This window comes from Nitratireductor sp. PBL-C9 (assembly GCF_050877045.1).
Lineage (GTDB): Bacteria > Pseudomonadota > Alphaproteobacteria > Rhizobiales > Rhizobiaceae > Nitratireductor > Nitratireductor aquimarinus.
This window is the reverse complement of record NZ_JBPAXW010000012.1, coordinates 25657-44166: the sequence shown is the minus strand read 5'-3', so window position 1 is coordinate 44166 and position 18510 is coordinate 25657. Positions and strand designations below refer to the sequence as shown.

Below are 18510 nucleotides of genomic sequence, written 5' to 3'. Positions count from 1 at the left end.
GACTTGCGACCCCTCTTCCAGATCGCCGCACCCCCGGCCGGACGCGCAAAGGACGATCTAAACCATTGGCAGAGCATCGGAATATCCGAAAAACCAACCCCTTCTGTTCGGATATTGCGATGCTCTAGACCGAGATTACTAGAAGCGCGAGCGCCCACACAAGCAGCGTCACGCCCGAAATGCGTGTGAAAAGCCGACTATGACCAGATTTCTCCACGATGGTGAAAACGCCGAGAAGCGCCATCCAGAACACATTCATCATGCCAACGGCAAACATGACAAGCATGAGCGCCCAGCAGCATCCGAAACACCACAGGCCCTGCTGCAATCCCAGCCGGTAGATGGCGCGCGGTCGCGTGCTCCAGCGCCCGAAAAGGGTGGTGAAAGGATTTCGGCATTTGACGAGACAGGCCTCCTTCAGGGCGGAGAACTGATAAAGGCCCGCAATGGCAAGAACGGCAGCGCCCGCCAGTCCCGTCCATGGGGACATGACACCGCCTTGGCTCATGAACCGTTCTGCAACGAGCGCCAGCCCGGCAAAGCCGAGAGACGCGATCAGCCAGACGGTCAGATAGCCCGCGACGAGAACCAGCGGATGGACAACTCGCTCCCCCTTCTGAGCGGCGGTGTCGGCGATTTCGCAATAGGTGCGAATCAACGGGGATGCCGATGGCAGCATCATCGCCAGAGCCATCAGAAACCACATGAAGGCGAGAAGGGCGAAAACGGCAGGTCCGCTCCCCGCCCCGACGGGCGCTAGACACAGGGAAAGCAGCGTTCGCAGCGGTGCAGGCAGGGGCATGTCGGGCAGAGCCTCAAGCAGCACGCCGCCCGGACCGAGCGCACGCGGCTCCACCGCCGCAATGCCAGCGCCCATCAGCGCCAGAACGCCCCATGAAAGGAGAACGCCCAGAAAGAGCGACAGGACCGAAAGCGGAAAAGCCGCCAGCGACAGGCGATGAACGGCGCGCGCGCCGCCTTCAAGCCTCGTCAGATCATCATTCGACTGGTCCACGCCCTGCCCCCGTCACATTGCCTGGGTGCTTTCGCCGCGTTGAACCTTGCGTCGAACAACCCCATCATGACAAAGACATGCCGATGTCCTGTCGATGATTGTCGAAGCATAGATGGATGAGCTGCCGTGGGCGATAGTGACCGTAAAATTCTCGTTGCAGGAACCGGACCGGCCGGCCTGATTGCAGCGCTCGCGCTGGCGCATCATGGTCATGCGGTGACGCTGGTGGGACCAGTGCCGAAGGGCAGCGACCGCCGCACCGTGGCGCTGATGCGCCCGTCGCTCGACATCATCGAACCGCTGGGCTTTCTGGAAAAGCTCCTGCCCGAGACCGCGCCGCTCAAGGCCATGCGCCTCGTGGACGCAACCGGCCGGCTGGTGCGCAGTCCGACCGTGACATTCCACGCCGGCGAGATCGGCGAAGAGTATTTTGGGCTCAACATTCCCAATGCGCGCCTGACCGAAGAGCTTGCCAAGGCCGCACAGGCCTCGCCGCTTATCGACTGGCATGAGAACCTCGTCACGGACTGGGAGTGCGCGCCCGATCATGTGACCGCGACGCTCGACAATGGCGAACGCGTTTCGGCGCAGCTGGCCGTCGCTGCCGATGGCCGCAGATCGCCGGCCCGTGAAGCGGCTGGCATTTCGGCCAAGACCAGCCCGCTGCCGCAGGCGGCTCTCGTTTTGAATTTTTCGCACACGCGCGAACATGGTTTCGTTTCCACCGAATTTCACACGCAGAACGGCCCGTGCACGCAGGTGCCGCTGCCGGGCATGCGTTCAAGCCTCGTCTGGGTGCAGCGCCCGGAAGACGCCGAGCGCCGCCATGCGCTGAGCGATGAAGACCTCTCGCGTGAGGTGGAGAAGCAGCTTTCCTCGCTCGTCGGCGGCGTGACGGTGGAGCCCGGCCGACAGGTCTATCCGCTGAGCACGCTGATGCCATCGCGCTTCGGTCAGAACCGCGTGGCGCTGATCGGCGAAGCGGCGCATGTCTTCCCGCCAATCTCGGCGCAGGGGCTCAATCTGGGCATTCGCGACGTGGAAGACCTTGTCGCAACGGCGGACGCCTTCCGCGACGATCCGGGCGCTCCTGCCGCCATGACGCGCTACGACGCTTCGCGCCGGCCGGATGTTCTGGCCCGCAGCAACTCGGTGAACCTGCTCAACATGTCGCTTCTGTCCGGTCTTCTGCCGGCACAGATCGCGCGCAGCGCCGGCCTCAGTGTCATCAGCAGCATTCCGCCACTGCGCGCGCTCTTCATGCGCGAGGGCATGCGTCCGGGCAGCGGTTTCTCCGCGCTTCTTCCTTTTGGGGGAAAAGGTCCTGTCAGGGGAAAAGGTCTGGTCAGGGAAAAAGATCCGGCGGCAGAAGCCCGTTCGTGATGGCGTAAAGCAACGCCGTCACCGTTCCGACCGAGAGCAGCGTCGTGATCAGAATGCTGGCCGACGCACGCTCCATCCAGACTCCATATTGCTGGCTGATAACGAACACATTGGTGGCCGTGGGCAGAGAGGCCAGAAGGACGGCGGAGAACACCCAGCTCTCCTCGTAATTTCCGATCCAGCTCAGCATCACGTAACAGATGACGGGGTGCAGAATGAGCTTGAGGAAGGCGATGACGCCCACCTCATGCGGAACGCGCCGCAGCGGCCGCATGGCAAGGCTGACACCCATCGCAAAGAGCGCGCAGGGCGCGGCAGCCGAGGCGAGATAGGCCAGAAGGCGTTCGATCGGAAGCGGCGGGGTGAACTGCACCGCAGCCGCTGCAACGCCCACTGCGGTCGCGATGATGAAGGGATGCAGCGCGATCTTGCGCAGAACCTCCAGCGCAAGACGGCCAGGCGATTGCCTGTCGCCGCCCGAAATCGCCATCATCATGGGCGCGACGGCGAAATGGATCATGTTCTCGAAGCAGAAGATGAGCGCCACGGGGACCGCCGCCTTCTCGCCAAAGGCAAGGAGCGCCAGGCCCGGCCCCATATAGCCGATATTGCCATAGGCGGCGGCGAGCCCCTTGATCGTGCTTTCGGCAACCGAACTGCGGCTGATGAGCATCGAGCCGACGAACATGATGGCGAAGACGATATAGGTCGAGGCGACGGCGCCGAAAATATAGCCCCACTCGGTGAGCTTCTCGATCGGGGTCTTGGCCAGCAGCTGAAAGAAGAGAGCGGGAAGCGCCACATAAATGACAAACGTGTTCATCCAGCCGAGCGCATCGGCAGGGTGCGGCTTCAGCCGGGCGACCGCATAGCCGATGAAGATCAGCCCGAAAAACGGCAGCACAAGTCCCGCGACACCCGACATAGCCCATCCCCGTGGAGCCCGCCATTCGATCCGCCGGACCCACGGAAGCAGCTCGACTGCGTTACGCCCGACATCGCGGCTAGCGCGCGGACCCCCTGCCCGTCAAGGTCGCGGGATTGAATTGTGGCGGCGGCTGCGCCAAATAGGGGGCAGAGGTATAATTATGCAAAACATTGGAACTGCAAAATTTCGCATAGGCCAGGTTGTCCGCCATCGGGTGTTCGACTTCCGTGGCGTGATTTTCGATGTCGATCCCGAATTCAACAACACGGAAGCCTGGTATCAGGCGATCCCCGAGGACGTGCGGCCGCGCAAGGACCAGCCCTTTTACCATCTGCTCGCCGAGAACGAGGAGACGGAATATGTCGCCTATGTTTCGGAACAGAACCTGATGCCGGACGAGACCGGCGTGCCCGTGCGGCACCCGCAACTGGCGGAGTTCTTCGTCGAGACCGGCGACGGCCACTACGAACCGCGCGAGCGCCTGCACCACTGACGCCAGCGCAGAACCACACGCATACAAAAACAGGGCCTCGCGGGCCCTGTTTTCATTTGAACTCTGTGTGAGCGCTATTCGGCCTTCTTGGCCTTTTCCTGCGCTTCGCGGAGCTTCTCGGTGAACTCTTCGTTGTTCTTGTTCACGAAGTCCTGAAGCTTCTTCTGGCGGTCCTCAATGTCGGACTGCGGCATCGGATCACCGTCATAGGCAGCGGTGAAGCCCGAAAGCGACATCTTGATCGGGTTCGGCTGGTTCTGGAAGTTCACCGAGGTGAGCGTCAGTTCCGAACCGCGCTTGAAGGAGCCAACCAGCTGATCGGTCAGCGGAGCTTCGGCGATGCAGCGGTCCGGCAGGCAGATCGCGTAATCGATCTTCTGCGTCTGGCCGCCATCGATCTGCAGACCGATGCCGGGAGGCACCATGCGGCCGGTCGGCACGGTGATCTGGAAGACCTTGCGGTTCACCTTGCCCTTGACCTCGATGAGGCTGACGCCCGTGATCATCTGGCCGGTCTCGGCAACGAGAACGTTCTGCACATTGCAGATGTCGACGTCTTCCTGCTTCGTGCAGGCCTTGAACCAGCCCTGCGGCGCTTGCTGCTGCGCGGCGGCGACACCAACTCCGCTGGCAGCCACACAAGCGGCGCCGGCAAGGGCGAACAGGGTGCGGGTAGCTTTCGCGTTCAGGCTTTTCATATGGCTCAGTTCCTCTAAATGCACAGCGCCAGAAATTTGTTCATGTGTCACCTGTTTGGAAAATGCGGCGACAGCATGACTCTTGTGCGCGTGTTACACTGCCGTGAAACGCGAATCCAGCCCAACGGACCATTTCGCTGGACTTTGTCGACCTGTGCGGCAAACATCACACGATCACGCGTCTTTGTCCGGCAAAGCCCCCGGTGGCCGCATTCGCCACATTGTGTGTGATACGCTCGCCGACGAATCATGGAACCGCCAGATAAATCCGGCCAAGGTGCGTAGATGTTCCCAAGCTCCAAATCTCTCCTTCTCGCCATTTCCGCAACCATGCTCGCCTCGGGCGCGGCGTTCGCCGAAGACGCGCCGGTTCACGGCATCGCGATGCACGGCAAGCCTGCACTGCCTGCCGATTACACGCATTTTCCCTACGCAAATCCCGATGCGCCCAAGGGTGGCGACGTCACCTATTGCGTGGTCGGTTCCTTTGACAATCTCAACCCGTTCATCCTCAAAAGCATGCGCACAACGGCGCGCGGCGTGATCGACACGATTTTCGGCAATCTGGTTTTCGAGCCGCTGATGATGCGCAGCGCCGACGAGCCCTTCGCGCTCTATGGCCTGCTTGCCGAAAGCGTGGTGATGGACGAGGCGCGCAGCTATGCCGAGTTCAATCTCGACCCGAATGCGACATGGTCGGATGGCAAGCCGGTGACCCCGGAAGACGTGATCTTCACCTATGATGCGTTCACGGAGAAAGGCCGCCCGCCCTATTCCAGCCGCACGGCCAAGATCGAGAAGATCGAAAAGACCGGCGATCACAGCGTACGCTTCACCTTCAACGAGAAGGCCGACCGCGAATTCCCGCTGATCGTCGCCATGACGCCGATCATCCCGCAGCACGCCTTCGACATCGAGACATTTGACCAGACGACGCTGAAGCCGGTGACGGGCAGCGGCGCTTACCGCATCTCGGAAGTGGACCCGGGCCGGCGCATCGTGTTTTCGCGCAACCAGGACTACTGGGGCGAGGACATTCCCTCCAAGCGCGGCTTCGACAATTACGACAAGATCACCATCGAGTACTTCCTCAACGTGAACTCCATGGTGGAAGCGTTCAAGAAGGGCATCTGCTCGGTCTATGCCGAATCCGACCCGGTGCGTCGTCAGCACGGCATCGATTTTCCGGCGGCCCGCGAGGGCAAGGTGGTCAGCGAAACCTTCACCAATGGCGTTCCGCCTGCGGTCAGCGGTTTCTTCTTCAACACGCGGCGCGAGAAATTCGCCGATCCGCGCGTGCGCCGCGCGCTGTCAAAGCTCTATGATTTCGGCTGGGTGAACACCAATGTGCTGCGCGGCGAGTATGAGCGCACGCTGAGCTACTGGCAGGGATCGCATCTTTCCGCTCTCGGCAAGCCGGCCGATGAACGCGAGCGCGCCCTGCTTGAGCCCTATGCCGACCGGGTGACACCGGAGGTGATGGACGGCAGCTACGGCAAGATGGAAATGGCGGGCGAGCCAATCGGCCGCGACCAGATGCGCGAAGCGCTGAAGATGCTTCAGGAGGCCGGCTACAGCCTGGAAGGCAATGCGCTGGTCAATGAAAACGGCGAAGCGCTCACCTTCGAAATTCTGGTTACGTCCGAGGAAGGCGAAAAGCTGGCCGCCGTGTTCCAGCGCGCGCTGCGGAAAATCGGCATCGATGTTTCGATCCGGCTTCTGGATGATTCACAGGCCCAGCAGCGCAAGCAGCGCTATGACTTTGACATGCTGATTGCTTCCGTGGGCTTCTCCGGCTCGCTTTCGCCGGGCACCGAGCAGATCAACCGCTGGGGTTCGGCCGCAGCAAACGCAGAAGGCTCGTTCAACCTTTCAGGTGCGGCCGATCCGGCCATTGACGCCATGATCGACGCCATGCTGAACGCGCGTGACATGGACGATTATTCGGCTGCCGTGCGTGCGATGGACCGTCTTTTGATGTCGGGCGCCTATGTGGTGCCGATGCAGCATGACAATGACGAATGGGTCGCTTACTGGAGTGACCTCGACCACCCGGAAAAAACACCGCTTTACGGCTACAAGCTGCAGACGTGGTGGCATAAGCCGGATGCAGAATAAGGCAGATACAATGATGAGCCCCCTCCCCGTAACCATCGACGTTGTTTCCGACGTCGTGTGCCCCTGGTGCTATGTGGGGCGGGCCCGTCTCATGAAAGCGCTGGCGGCGGTTCCCGAGATTGCCGTGGAACTGCGCTGGCGTCCGTTCCAGCTCGACCCGACCATTCCGCCGGAGGGCAAGGACCGTCAGACCTATCTGATGGACAAATTCGGCGACGCGGAACGCATTCGCCAGATGCATGTACAGATCGATGAGCTCGGGCGTGCGGAAGGGATCGATTTCGCTTTTGATGCGATCCGGACCTCGCCCAACACGCTGAACGCCCATCGCGTGATCCGCTGGGCGGCGACGGCTGAGCCCGGCGTGCAGGACCAGCTCGTCGGCCGGCTCTTTGCGCTCTATTTCGAAGAAGGCGCGAATATCGGCGATGCTGCGGTTCTCATTCAGGCTGCGCGGGACGCAGGCATGGATGCGGCCGTTGTCGAGACCCTGCTTGCAACCGACGCCGACCGGGCCGAGGTAGAGCAGGAAATTGCCACCGCGCAGCAGATGGGCGTCACCGGGGTGCCCTGCTTCCTTCTCGAAGGACGCTATGCGGTGATGGGCGCACAGGAGGCCGACACGCTGGCGGACGCCATCCGCCAGGTGGCGCAGGCCAAGGCGGAAGGCGCGCTCGACAGCAGCCAGGCCTGAGAAATCAGGCCGCCTTCAACCCCAAGCCTGAGAAATCAGGCCGCCTTCGCCTCGATCAGCCGCACGAGCTGGGTCATGATGACGGCAGCGCCTGCCAGGCGCTTCTGCGGCGTTGGCCAGTCGCGAATGAACACGATGCTGTGGTCCGGGCGGATCTTCGCAAGCGAGCCCTGCTCGCCGATAAAGCGCACCAGAGAAGCCGGCTCGGCAAACTGCTGATTGCGCAGATGCACAACCGCGCCCTTGGGGCCGGCATCGAGTTTCTCGACATTGGCCCGACGGCAAAGCGCCTTGATGAAGACGATCTTCAACAGGTGCTCCACCTCCTGCGGCAGCGGGCCGAAACGGTCGATAAGCTCCGCGCCAAAGGCGTCGATTTCCTGCGGCGTCTCCAGATCGGCAATGCGGCGGTAGAGACCAAGCCGCAATTGCAGATCCGGAACATAGTTTTCCGGGATCATGACGGCCGTGCCGACCGTGATCTGCGGCGACCAGCCGGTATCGGCGGCGTCTTCGGCCCCCTTCAGCTCGGCAACCGCCTCTTCCAGCATCTGCTGATAAAGCTCGTAACCAACTTCCTTGATATGGCCGGACTGTTCCTCACCCAGAATGTTGCCCGCGCCGCGAATGTCGAGATCGTGGCTTGCAAGCTGGAAGCCCGCGCCCAGCGTATCGAGCGACTGAAGCACCTTTAGGCGGCGCTCGGCGGTTTTTGTCAGCGTGCGGTTGGGCGGCAGGGTGAAGAGCGCATAGGCGCGCACCTTGGAGCGCCCGACGCGGCCACGGATCTGGTAGAGCTGGGCAAGACCGAACATGTCGGCACGGTGCACGATCAGCGTGTTTGCGGTCGGAATGTCGAGACCGGATTCGACGATGGTGGTCGCAAGAAGCACATCATACTGACCGTCATAGAAGGCGTTCATGATGTCATCGAGTTCGCCAGGCGGAAGCTGGCCGTGAGCCGTGGCGACCTTCAATTCCGGCACATGCTCGTTGAGGAATTCACGCACTTCGGCGAGATCGGAAACGCGCGGCACGACATAGAAGCTCTGTCCGCCGCGATAGCGTTCGCGCAACAGGGTTTCGCGGATCACCAGCGGATCGACCGGCGAGATGAAGCTGCGCACGGCCATGCGATCCACCGGCGCGGTGGTGATGAGCGAAAGCTCGCGCACGCCCGTCAGCGCCAGCTGCAACGTGCGCGGAATGGGCGTTGCCGAAAGCGTCAGCACATGGACGTCCGACTTCAGTTCCTTGAGCCGTTCCTTGTGCTTCACGCCGAAGTGCTGCTCTTCGTCGATGATCAGCAGGCCGAGATTCTTGAATTTTATGGAATTGCCGAGAAGCGCATGGGTGCCGACCACGATGTCGACCGTGCCGTCGGTCAGGCCCTTCTTGGTCTCGGCCAGCTCCTTGGAGCCAACGAGGCGCGAGGCCTGGCGAACCCGTAATGGCAGTCCGGCAAAGCGCTCACGGAATGTCTTGAAGTGCTGGCGCGCAAGCAGCGTGGTGGGCACCACCACGGCCACCTGAAGACCTTCCATCGCTGCGATGAAGGCGGCGCGCAGCGCCACCTCGGTCTTGCCAAAACCGACATCGCCACAGATCAACCGGTCCATGGGGCGACCGGACCCCAGATCGTCGAGCACGGCGTCGATGGCGTTCTGCTGGTCGTCGGTTTCCTCATAGGGGAAACGCGCGGCGAACTCGCCATAGAGACCGTCCGGCGGGGAAAGCCTGATACCCTTCTGCATTTCGCGCTCGGCGGCAATGCGGATCAGGTGGCCGGCCATCTCCAGAAGCTTCTTCTTGAGCTTCGCCTTGCGCGACTGCCAGGCCACGCCGCCCAGCTTGTCGAGCATGGTGTCCGGGCCGTCGGAGCCGTAGCGGGACAGAAGCTCGATGTTCTCGACCGGCAGGAAGAGCCGGTCATCGCCAGAATAGCGCAGTTCGAGACAGTCGTGCGGCGCGCCCATCGCCTCAATGGTCTTGAGCCCGATGAAGCGGCCGATGCCGTGATCGGCATGAACGACGATATCACCAGCGGAGAGTGCCGCGACTTCCGAAATGAAATCAGAGGCTTTCTTGCGCTTCTTTGCGCGACGGACGAGGCGGTCGCCCAGAATGTCCTGCTCGCCGATGACGGCAAGCGACGCCGTCTCGAAGCCGGATTCCAGCGGCAGAATGCCGATGCCGGCCTGCCGCTCTTCCAGCTTTTCAAGTTCGGCCAGCGTGTCGACGCGCGCGACATTGCCCAGATTGTGCTCGGCAAGGATCTGCGAAAGCCGCTCGGCGGAGCCCTCGCTCCAGCCGGCAATCAGCACCCGCTTGCCCCTGGAGCGCAGGTCGCCAATGTGCTTCACGGCATGGTCGAAAACGTTGGCGTTCGGGTCGGCGCGTTCTTCGGCAAAGTTGCGGCCAGCTTCGGAACCGGCGTGATAGATGCGCGACTTGCTGGTTTCGGGCGTGGCGAAGGGCGTGAAGTGGACCACGCGGCGCTCTACGCCTGCTGCAGTCACTTCCTTCGGATCGAGATAGATCGTGTCGGGCTTGACCGGCTTGTAGGGAACCGCACCGCCAAGCTCGTTGCCCGCCATCTGCTCGCGCCGCGCCTCATAGTGATCGACGATCAGCGCATGACGTTCGCCAAGCGCTTCCTCGGCCAGATGGTCGAAGATAACGGGCGCATCGGGCAAATAGTCGAGCGCGCTTTCGAGGCGTTCGTGAAAAAGCGGCAGCCAGTGCTCCATGCCGGCAAAACGCCGGCCCTCGCTGACGGCGGCATAAAGCGCATCGTCACGCGATGGCGCGCCGAACATCTCGATGTAATTGCGGCGAAACCGGCTGATAACCTCGGGCGTCAGCGTGATCTCGCTCATCGCCTGAAGCGCAACTTCGGTGCGCTGGCCGGTGGTGCGCTGTGTGGCGACATCGAAGGAGCGGATCGATTCCAGCGTGTCGCCGAAGAAATCGAGCCGCAGCGCTTCGTCCCAGCCGGGCGCGAAAAGGTCCAGAATGCCGCCGCGCACCGCATACTCACCCACGTCGCGCACGGTGGAAACGCGCTCGAAACCGCTGGTTTCAAGCCGGCCCGTAAGCGCGGTCATGTCCACCTGATTGCCGGGTTTGGCGAAAAAGCCCTGCGCGCCGATCTGATCTGCCGGCGGCATGCGCTGCAAGAGCGCGTTCGCGCTGACGATGACAATGGCGCGGTGCGGGTTCTTGCGCAGATCCGCCATGGCGTTCATGGCTGCAAGCCGGCGCGCAGCCGCATCGCCGCCCGGCGACACGCGGTCATAGGGCAAACAGTCCCAGGCCGGCAGATCTAGCACGGGCAGGCCCGGATCGGCAAAGCGCAGCGTGTCGATGAGTGCTGGCAGACGCTGGCCATCGCGCAGAACGAAGATCACCGGCCCATTGGGGGCGATCTCACGCGCGACCGTTGCCAGTGCGAAGGCTTCAAAGCCGTCGGCAACACCGTCCACCGTGACCGCGCCAATGCCCTCGCGCGGCAGTTTCAAAGCAGTCATCAGGCTCATCAGCGTCGTGCCTCAGCGGCTCCGCGAGGCGAGAATGCGCCTCCAGAGTGGTGTGTCATACTCCGACGGCACCGGCGTTTCGCCCGTTACCCATTTGAAAAGCTGGGTGTCCGGCACGTCCAGAATGGTTTCCAGCTCGTCCATTTCCTGATCGCGGAGACGGTCGATTTCCGCATCGGCGAAACCGCCGAGAACGAGATCCATCTCGCGCGTTCCGCGACGCCAGGAGCGCACCAGGGCGCGGCGGCGGCGGGGGTCGAGATCGTGGCTGGAACGGGTGGTGCCTGTCATGGTCTGGCCTTCATGGTCTGCGGCGGTCGGTCGCCCGGGCGGATATAGCGTGTGCATGAGCGTCTGTCAGCCTTGCGTCGCCGAATTTGGGCTTTAATCATGACACCATGCGCCCTTCACTTCTCGATCCCCTGTTCGCCCCTGTCACGACGCTCGATGGCGTCGGGACCAAGGTTGCCGATCTTCTGGCCAATATCGTGCCGGACGACGCCGCTGGCCGTGAGCTGCGCGTCGGCGACCTGATCTTCGTTCTGCCGCACTCGCTGATCGACCGGCGCAACCGGCCGGGCATCGCCAATGCACCCGAGGGCTCAATCGTCACGCTTGAAGTGACAGTGGGCCGCCATCATCCTTCGCCGCAGGGGCGCAGGAACGTGCCCTACCGGGTCTTCGCGTTCGATGACACGGGCGAGATCACGCTCACCTTCTTCCATGCCCGCGCGCCATGGATCGAAAAGATCCTGCCGGAGGGCGAGAAGGTTCTGGTGAGTGGCCGGATGGAATGGTTCAACGGGCGCGCATCGATGGTGCACCCGGATTTCATCGTGCCGCTTTCCGAAGCGCACACGCTGCCGGCGCTCGAACCGGTCTATCCACTGACGGCCGGCCTTTCGGCAAAGGTGCTGCGGCGCGCCATCGGCCAGTCGCTTGAACGCCTTCCAGACATGCCCGAATGGCAGGATGCCGCATTCCTGTCGCGCAACGGGATGCCGCCCTTCGCAGACGCGCTGAAGCGGCTTCACGATCCGCAGACGCCCGAAGACGTGCAGCCTGAAAGCCCGTTCTGGCGGCGCATCGCCTATGACGAATTTCTGGCAGGGCAGCTCTCCCTGGCGCTTGTGCGGGCGAAGGTGAAGCGCCTTTCCGGCCGGCCGTTGACGGGCGATGGACGCCTTGAGCGCAAGATCCGTGCGGCGCTTCCCTATACGCTCACGGGCGCGCAGGAGGAGGCCGTCAAGGACATTCATGCGGATCTGGGCAGCGCAGAGCGCATGGTGCGGCTGCTTCAGGGCGATGTGGGTGCGGGCAAGACCGTTGTTGCACTGCTTGCCATGGCACGCGCCGCCGAAGCCGGCGGACAGTCATCCCTCATGGCTCCGACGGAAATCCTCGCCCGGCAGCACGCCGCGACGATCACGCCGCTGGCGCAGGCGGCAGGCCTCTCCGTTGCCGTTCTGACGGGCCGGGAAAAGGGCAAGGAGCGCCAGCGCATTCTTGATGATATCGCATCGGGCGCAGTCGACTTCGTGATCGGCACCCATGCGCTTTTTCAGGAAACCGTGCAGTTCAGGGATCTGGCGCTGGCCGTGGTGGACGAGCAGCATCGTTTCGGCGTGCACCAGCGGCTGGCCATGACCGCGAAGGGCGATGCGCCCGACATGCTGGTCATGACGGCGACGCCCATTCCGCGCACGCTGGTGCTTTCGGCATTCGGCGACATGGATGTTTCGCGCCTGACCGAGAAACCGGCGGGACGCCAGCCCATCCGCACGGTAACGCTGCCGGTGGAGCGCCTGCCGCAACTGGTCGACCGGCTGCGCAAGGCGCTGGACGAAGGCCAGAAGGTCTACTGGATCTGCCCGCTTGTCGATGAATCGGAGGAATTGCCGCTGATGTCGGCGGAGGACCGGCATGCTTCGCTGCAAAAGGTCTTCGGCAGCGCGGTCGGCCTCATTCACGGTCGCATGAAGGCTGCCGAGAAGGACGAGGCGATGCGCGCCTTCAAGGCAGGCGAAACGCGCATTCTGGTTGGCACCACAGTGGTGGAGGTCGGCGTCGATGTGCCCGACGCCACCATTATCGTGATCGAACATGCCGAGCGCTTCGGTCTGGCGCAGCTGCACCAGCTTCGCGGACGCGTGGGGCGCGGCGCCCTCGCCTCGTCCTGTGTGCTCGTCTACAAAGGCCCGCTCGGCCAGACCGCCACCCGGCGGCTGGAAGTGATGCGCGAAACCGAAGACGGCTTCGTCATCGCCGAGGAAGACCTGAAACTGCGTGGCGAAGGTGACCTTCTCGGCACCAAACAGTCGGGCACGCCCGGTTTCCGGGTGGCCCGCATCGAGGCGCATGTGGACCTGCTACAGGCCGCGCGTGACGATGCGCGGCTTATCCTGTCGCGCGACCCGGAGCTACAGACCCCGCGCGGTGAAGCGCTGAGGCTGCTTCTTTATTTGTTCGGTCGGGATGAGGCGGTGCGGCTCTTGCGCGCCGGCTGACTGTCTTCGTTCATCGCCTCGGCGGCCAGCGCTGCCGTCTGCTGCTGATATTCAGGCGCAACCAGACCGGCGGAGATCACGAGCTTTGCGCCCTCTTCCACGGTCATCTTGAGCTCGATCACATCCTGCTTCGGGACGAACAGCAGGTAGCCGGATGTCGGGTTCGGCGTTGTCGGCAGGAACACGGCGATGGTCTGGCCTGCATCGTCATCCACCTTTGCCTGCACCTCGCCGCGCGTCTCTGTGGCAACGAAGACCAGCGCCCAGAGCCCCTTGCGCGGATATTCGATCAGACCGACCTTCTTGAACGTGTCCGAGCGCTCGGAAAGAACCGTTTCGAGGATCTGTTTCAGACCGCGATAGACGCTGCGCACCAGCGGCATGCGCCCGAGAATGTTTTCACCGGTGTTGACGATGGTGCGACCGATGAAATTCGCTGTCAGAAAACCGATCAGCGTGATCACGACAAGCGCCACGATCAGACCGAAGCCCGGAAGGGCGAATGGCAGGTAATTGTCGGGATTGTAGCGGAAGGGAATGTAGGGTTTGACCCATGAATCCACCCATCCGATCATCGACCAGGCCAGATAGGCCGTGATTGCGAGCGGCGCAGTGACAATGAAACCCGTAAGAAAATAGTTGCGCAGGCGAGTCATCATGATGTGGGAACGGGCCTCAAGAGTGGCGAATTAACGGGAAGCAGCCCGGTGGACACTACGCCACCAGGCTGAACATTAGAATAGAAATTAGGGCCGCCGTATGACAGCCCTCCTTTCGTTATTCTACGGTAACCGACTTCGCCAAATTTCGCGGCTGATCGACATCCGTGCCCATGATGACTGCCGTGTGATAGGCCAGCATCTGGATCGGCAGTGCATAGATGATCGGCGCGACGAACTCGGGAACATCCGGCAGAACGATGGTCTCGAGCGTTTCGAGCGTGGCGTTCTGTGCGCCCTTCTCATCCGTAATCAGAACGATGCGGCCACCGCGCGCGGCGACTTCCTGCATGTTCGAGACCGTCTTCTCGAAAATACGGTCATGCGGCGCGATCACGATCACCGGCATCTGCTCGTCGATCAGTGCGATGGGACCATGCTTCAGCTCACCGGCGGCATAGCCTTCGGCGTGAATGTAGGAGATCTCCTTGAGCTTCAGCGCGCCTTCCAGAGCCAGCGGATAGTTCGTGTCGCGGCCGAGATAAAGCACGTGGCGCACATGGGAGAGCTCGCGCGCGACCTTCTCGATGCTGGCGCTGAGCTTGAGCGCCTGAGACGCGTAACGCGGTGCTTCGGAAAGCTCACGCACCAGCGCCTGTTCCTCCTCCGGTGAAATCGTTCCGCGCGCCTTGGCGGCCTTCAGCGTCAGCGCTGCAAGCACGCTCAACTGGCAGGTGAAGGCCTTGGTCGAGGCAACGCCGATCTCGGGCCCGGCCAGTGTCGGGAAAATGCCGTCGCTCTCTCGGGCGATGGTCGATTCGCGCACATTGACGATTGCCGAGATCGGGATGCCCTCTTCACGGCAATAGCGCAGCGACGCCAGCGTGTCGGCGGTCTCTCCGGACTGTGAGATGAACAGAGCGGCGCTGTTCTTCGGCAGCGGCATCTCGCGGTAGCGGAACTCCGAGGCGATATCGATATCGACCGGCAGGCGGGCATAACGCTCGAGCCAGTATTTCCCGATGAGGCCGGCCAGATAGGCGGTGCCGCAGGCCGAGATCGCCAGACGCTCGATCTTTGCGAAATCGAACGGCAGATCGAAATCGGCAACCGTGCCTTCGGCAAAGTTCAGGTAGTTGGCAAGCGTGTGGGAGATGACTTCCGGCTGTTCATGGATTTCCTTTTCCATGAAGTGCCGGTGGTTGCCCTTGTCGACCAGAAGGCTGGTGCCGACCGACTGCTGGCGGGCACGCTCGACCGGCTGGCCGGCCATGTCGAAGATCTCCATCCCGTTGCGGCGCAGCACCACCCAGTCGCCATCCTCCAGATAGGTGATGGCGTTGGTGAAGGGCGCAAGAGCGATGGCGTCAGAGCCGAGATACATCTCGCCCTCGCCATGGCCAACGGCAAGCGGCGGACCATTGCGCGCACCAACGATCAGGTCTTCATCGCCGCGGAACATGATGGCGAGCGCGAATGCGCCGCGCAGACGCTTGAGCGCAGCAAAGGCCGCATCCTTCGGCGATGCGCCGTTTTTTACTTCGCGCGCTACGAGATGGGCGACCACCTCGGTGTCGGTCTGCGAAGCGAAAACGAAGCCGTCGCGCTTCAGTTCTTCGCGCAGCTCGGCAAAATTCTCGATGATGCCATTGTGAACGACAGCCACATCCTCGGCAAAATGCGGGTGCGCATTGGCCTCATTGGGAACGCCATGCGTGGCCCAGCGCGTGTGGCCGATGCCGATCATGCCGCCGAGCGGCTCTTCGCCCAGGCGCTTTTCCAGATTGACCAGCTTGCCCTCGGCGCGGCGGCGGTCGAGCTGACCGTGGTCGAGCGTCGCAACGCCCGCAGAGTCATAGCCGCGATATTCGAGCCGCTTCAGAGCGTCGACGATGAGCGGCGCAACCGGCGTCTGCCCGACAATGCCTACAATTCCACACATATGGCTTCTCAGCCTCCCACCAAACCTAAAACCCCGATTCACGCAGGCGTTTTAGAACGCCCGGGAACTGGATGAAAATCAACAAGTCTTTCAATTCGTATCAAGCCTAATCTGGGTCTGCGACGCCCGCATGTCAGGCTTATCCACGCCGCGCCTTGATCGCTGCCAGACGGTCGCGCAGGCGCTTTCCGAGCCCGGCGCGATTGGACTGGCGGGCACGCCCGAAGGCCAGTGCATCGGCAGGCACCGATTCCGTGATGACGCTGCCGGAGGCCACATAGGCGCCCGCGCCAATGGTGAGCGGCGCGACGAGCGCCGAGTTGGTGCCAATGAAAGCGCCCGGCTCGATATCGGTAAAATGCTTGGAGAAGCCATCATAATTGCAGGTGATGGTGCCGGCGCCCAGATTGGCCTTCGCACCGACACGCGCATCGCCCACATAGGAGAGATGCGGAACCTTCGCACCCGGCTCGACGCGCGTCTTCTTGATCTCGACGAAATTGCCGATCTTCGCGCCTTCCATAATCTCCGCCCCCGGCCGCAGCCGTGCGAACGGACCAACGGATGCGCCTTCATCGACACGCGCTTCTTCCAGATGCGAGCTGGCCCTGATCGTTACATTCTCGCCGACCGTCACGCCCGGACCGAAGAACACGTTGGGCTCGATCACCGTGTCGCGGCCAATGACCGTGTCATGGGAGAAATAGACGGTCTGCGGGTCAATCATCGTCACGCCGTCGAGCATCACGGCGCGCCGTCGGCGGTTCTGCCAGATGGTCTCGGCACCGGCGAGTTCGGCGCGGTTGTTGATGCCAAGCGCGCTCTCGTAATCGGCCTCGATGGCGCGCACGGTCAGGCCGCGACCGGCGGCAATCTCCACGACATCCGTCAGATAATATTCGCCCTTGGCGTTGTCATTGCCGATGGCGTCGAGCAGCTCAAGCGCGCTGTTGCCAGCAATCGCCATCGCGCCGCCATTGCAGAAGGTGATCCTGCGCTCTTCGTCGGAACAGTCCTTTTCCTCACGGATGGCGACAAGCGCATCGCCGTCCTCGATCAGGCGGCCATAGCCGGTGGGGCGCTCGGTACGGAAACCCATCACGACCACATCCGCGCCGGCGGCAAGCCCTGCGCGCAGCGCGGCAAGCGCGTCGAGTGAGATGAGCGGCGTATCGCCGAATGTGACCAGAACATCGTCATAACCGCGGGCAATGGCCGCGCGGGCCGCCAGAACCGCGTGGCCGGTGCCGAGCCGCTCTGCCTGAATGAAGGTTTCCGCGCCCGGCGCAAAGCCTTCAGCAGCACGCGACACGGCTTCCGCCCCATGGCCCACGACCAGCGCCTTGTCGCCGGCACCAGCGGCGTCCAGCGCCCGGGTCACGTGACCGAGCATCTCCAGCCCGGCAATCTTGTGCAGCACCTTCGGTGTGGCGCTCTTCATCCGCGTCCCCTCGCCGGCTGCGAGAATGACGGAAAGGCAGGTGCGTTCGCTCATGGACTGGAAACCCGTTCTGCTTCTGACGATTCGCTTTCTCTTAGCATCCCGTCAGCGCGGCACCAATGGAGGGTTAGCCGAGTTTACCCAGCGCCGGGAAGGTTTCGAGCAGCCAGAAGGCCATGGACTGCATACCGCCCGTCAGGAAGAGCACGCCGGCAAGAACGAGAAGCGCGCCCATGACCTTCTCGACGCGGCCGAGATGCATGCGGAAACGCGACAGGAAGCGCATGAAACTGCCCGAAAACAGTGCAGCGAGAAGAAAGGGGACGCCAAGGCCAAGCGAATAGACGGCAAGAAGCAGTGCGCCATCGCCAACCGTCTCGCGTCCACCGGCCAGTGTGAGGATCGGCCCCAGAACCGGCCCGATGCAGGGCGTCCACCCAAAGGCGAAGGCCAGCCCCATGATATATGCGCCAAGCCTCGTGGCGGGCTTTCCGCCGGACTGAAAACGCGCCTCGCGCGACAGAAAGGGAATGCGCACCAGACCCAGAAAGTTGAGCCCCATGATGATGATGACAATGCCGGCGGCTATGGCAAGTTCCTGCTGCCAGGCGCGCAGGACGGCGCCGATGGTCGAAGCGCCTGCACCCAGCATCACGAACACGGTGGTGAAGCCGAGCACGAAGGAAAGCGAAGCGGTGAAGAGTGCAAAGCGCGTTGCGCCACCGGAGCTTCCTGCCGGCTTGCCTTCGGCCTCGCCCTGAAACTGCTCAACGGAAACGCCGGCCATGTAGCAGAGATAAGGCGGCACAAGCGGCAGAACGCAGGGAGATAAAAACGACAGCGCTCCCGCACCGGCCGCACTCAAATATCCGACATCAATCGCCATGCTTCAATCTCAATACAACAATGACAGCACGCTCATGCGCGCGCAAAAACAATGGAGCCCATATAGGCAGGCGCGATGGATGAGGCCAATCACCTTTCCGTGGCATAGGGTCGCCCCATGCGGAAAGACAATGCGGCAGCGATGCACCGAAGACGCGTGTTGATGTTGTGAAGCATGGTCATGAGCGTTCAGCGTTCAGCGCCTGGA

The 18510-nt window shown here is 62.5% G+C and carries 14 protein-coding genes; 5 read left to right on the top strand and 9 right to left on the bottom strand.

The features are described from left to right. Window positions 1-124: 124 nt before the first annotated feature. On the bottom strand, window positions 125-1015 hold the full coding sequence (locus tag ACRTG1_RS22190) for a DUF2182 domain-containing protein (protein WP_432517250.1): 891 nt from the start codon (window positions 1013-1015) through the stop codon (window positions 125-127). A gap of 126 nt (window positions 1016-1141) precedes the next feature. On the opposite strand from ACRTG1_RS22190, the gene ACRTG1_RS22185 reads away from it, so the two are divergent. After that, a complete protein-coding gene (locus tag ACRTG1_RS22185) occupies window positions 1142-2398 on the top strand; it encodes a UbiH/UbiF family hydroxylase (protein ID WP_432517248.1) in 1257 nt (418 codons plus the stop codon). Here ACRTG1_RS22185 and ACRTG1_RS22180 read toward each other — a convergent pair. Further along, complete coding sequence (locus ACRTG1_RS22180) at window positions 2361-3323, bottom strand: AEC family transporter (RefSeq protein WP_113155239.1); 963 nt, start codon at window positions 3321-3323, stop codon at window positions 2361-2363. The genes ACRTG1_RS22185 and ACRTG1_RS22180 overlap by 38 nt on opposite strands. 163 nt (window positions 3324-3486) lie before the next feature. Here ACRTG1_RS22180 and hspQ point away from each other — a divergent pair, with 163 nt between their 5' ends. Next, window positions 3487-3819 (top strand): heat shock protein HspQ, encoded by a 333-nt coding sequence (gene hspQ / locus ACRTG1_RS22175; RefSeq protein ID WP_204360814.1) that lies wholly within the window; start codon window positions 3487-3489, stop codon window positions 3817-3819. A 74-nt stretch (window positions 3820-3893) separates the two neighbouring features. On the opposite strand, the gene ACRTG1_RS22170 is transcribed toward hspQ, so the two are convergent. Continuing rightward, a complete protein-coding gene (locus ACRTG1_RS22170; protein ID WP_113155240.1) occupies window positions 3894-4517 on the bottom strand; it encodes an invasion associated locus B family protein in 624 nt (207 codons plus the stop codon). Window positions 4518-4802: 285 nt separating this feature from the next. Between ACRTG1_RS22170 and ACRTG1_RS22165 the strand changes: the two genes are divergently transcribed. Next, entirely contained in the window at window positions 4803-6635 is a 1833-nt protein-coding gene (locus ACRTG1_RS22165) for an extracellular solute-binding protein (protein WP_206545267.1), read from the top strand. 10 nt (window positions 6636-6645) lie between these two features. Then, window positions 6646-7329, top strand: a complete 684-nt coding sequence (locus tag ACRTG1_RS22160; protein WP_432517246.1) for a DsbA family oxidoreductase — start codon at window positions 6646-6648, stop codon at window positions 7327-7329. A 35-nt stretch (window positions 7330-7364) separates the two neighbouring features. On the opposite strand, the gene mfd is transcribed toward ACRTG1_RS22160, so the two are convergent. After that, entirely contained in the window at window positions 7365-10868 is a 3504-nt protein-coding gene (mfd, locus tag ACRTG1_RS22155) for a transcription-repair coupling factor (protein ID WP_432517245.1), read from the bottom strand. Window positions 10869-10880: 12 nt separating this feature from the next. After that, entirely contained in the window at window positions 10881-11159 is a 279-nt protein-coding gene (locus ACRTG1_RS22150) for a succinate dehydrogenase assembly factor 2 (RefSeq protein WP_432517243.1), read from the bottom strand. 107 nt (window positions 11160-11266) lie between these two features. Between ACRTG1_RS22150 and recG the strand changes: the two genes are divergently transcribed. Beyond that, window positions 11267-13375: an ATP-dependent DNA helicase RecG gene (gene recG, locus ACRTG1_RS22145; RefSeq protein WP_432517241.1), complete on the top strand. Its 2109-nt coding sequence runs from the start codon at window positions 11267-11269 to the stop codon at window positions 13373-13375. Here the strand turns inward: recG and ACRTG1_RS22140 are convergent. The 4 genes from ACRTG1_RS22140 to ACRTG1_RS22125 form a co-directional block, all read right to left on the bottom strand. Beyond that, a complete protein-coding gene (locus ACRTG1_RS22140; protein ID WP_206545500.1) occupies window positions 13327-14031 on the bottom strand; it encodes a DUF502 domain-containing protein in 705 nt (234 codons plus the stop codon). The genes recG and ACRTG1_RS22140 overlap by 49 nt on opposite strands. A gap of 121 nt (window positions 14032-14152) precedes the next feature. Beyond that, entirely contained in the window at window positions 14153-15976 is a 1824-nt protein-coding gene (gene glmS / locus ACRTG1_RS22135; protein ID WP_206547528.1) for a glutamine--fructose-6-phosphate transaminase (isomerizing), read from the bottom strand. 139 nt (window positions 15977-16115) lie between these two features. Then, entirely contained in the window at window positions 16116-17471 is a 1356-nt protein-coding gene (glmU, locus tag ACRTG1_RS22130; protein ID WP_432517239.1) for a bifunctional UDP-N-acetylglucosamine diphosphorylase/glucosamine-1-phosphate N-acetyltransferase GlmU, read from the bottom strand. A gap of 73 nt (window positions 17472-17544) precedes the next feature. Then, entirely contained in the window at window positions 17545-18303 is a 759-nt protein-coding gene (locus ACRTG1_RS22125) for a cytochrome c biogenesis CcdA family protein (protein ID WP_113155246.1), read from the bottom strand. Between the last annotated feature and the right edge of the window lie 207 nt (window positions 18304-18510).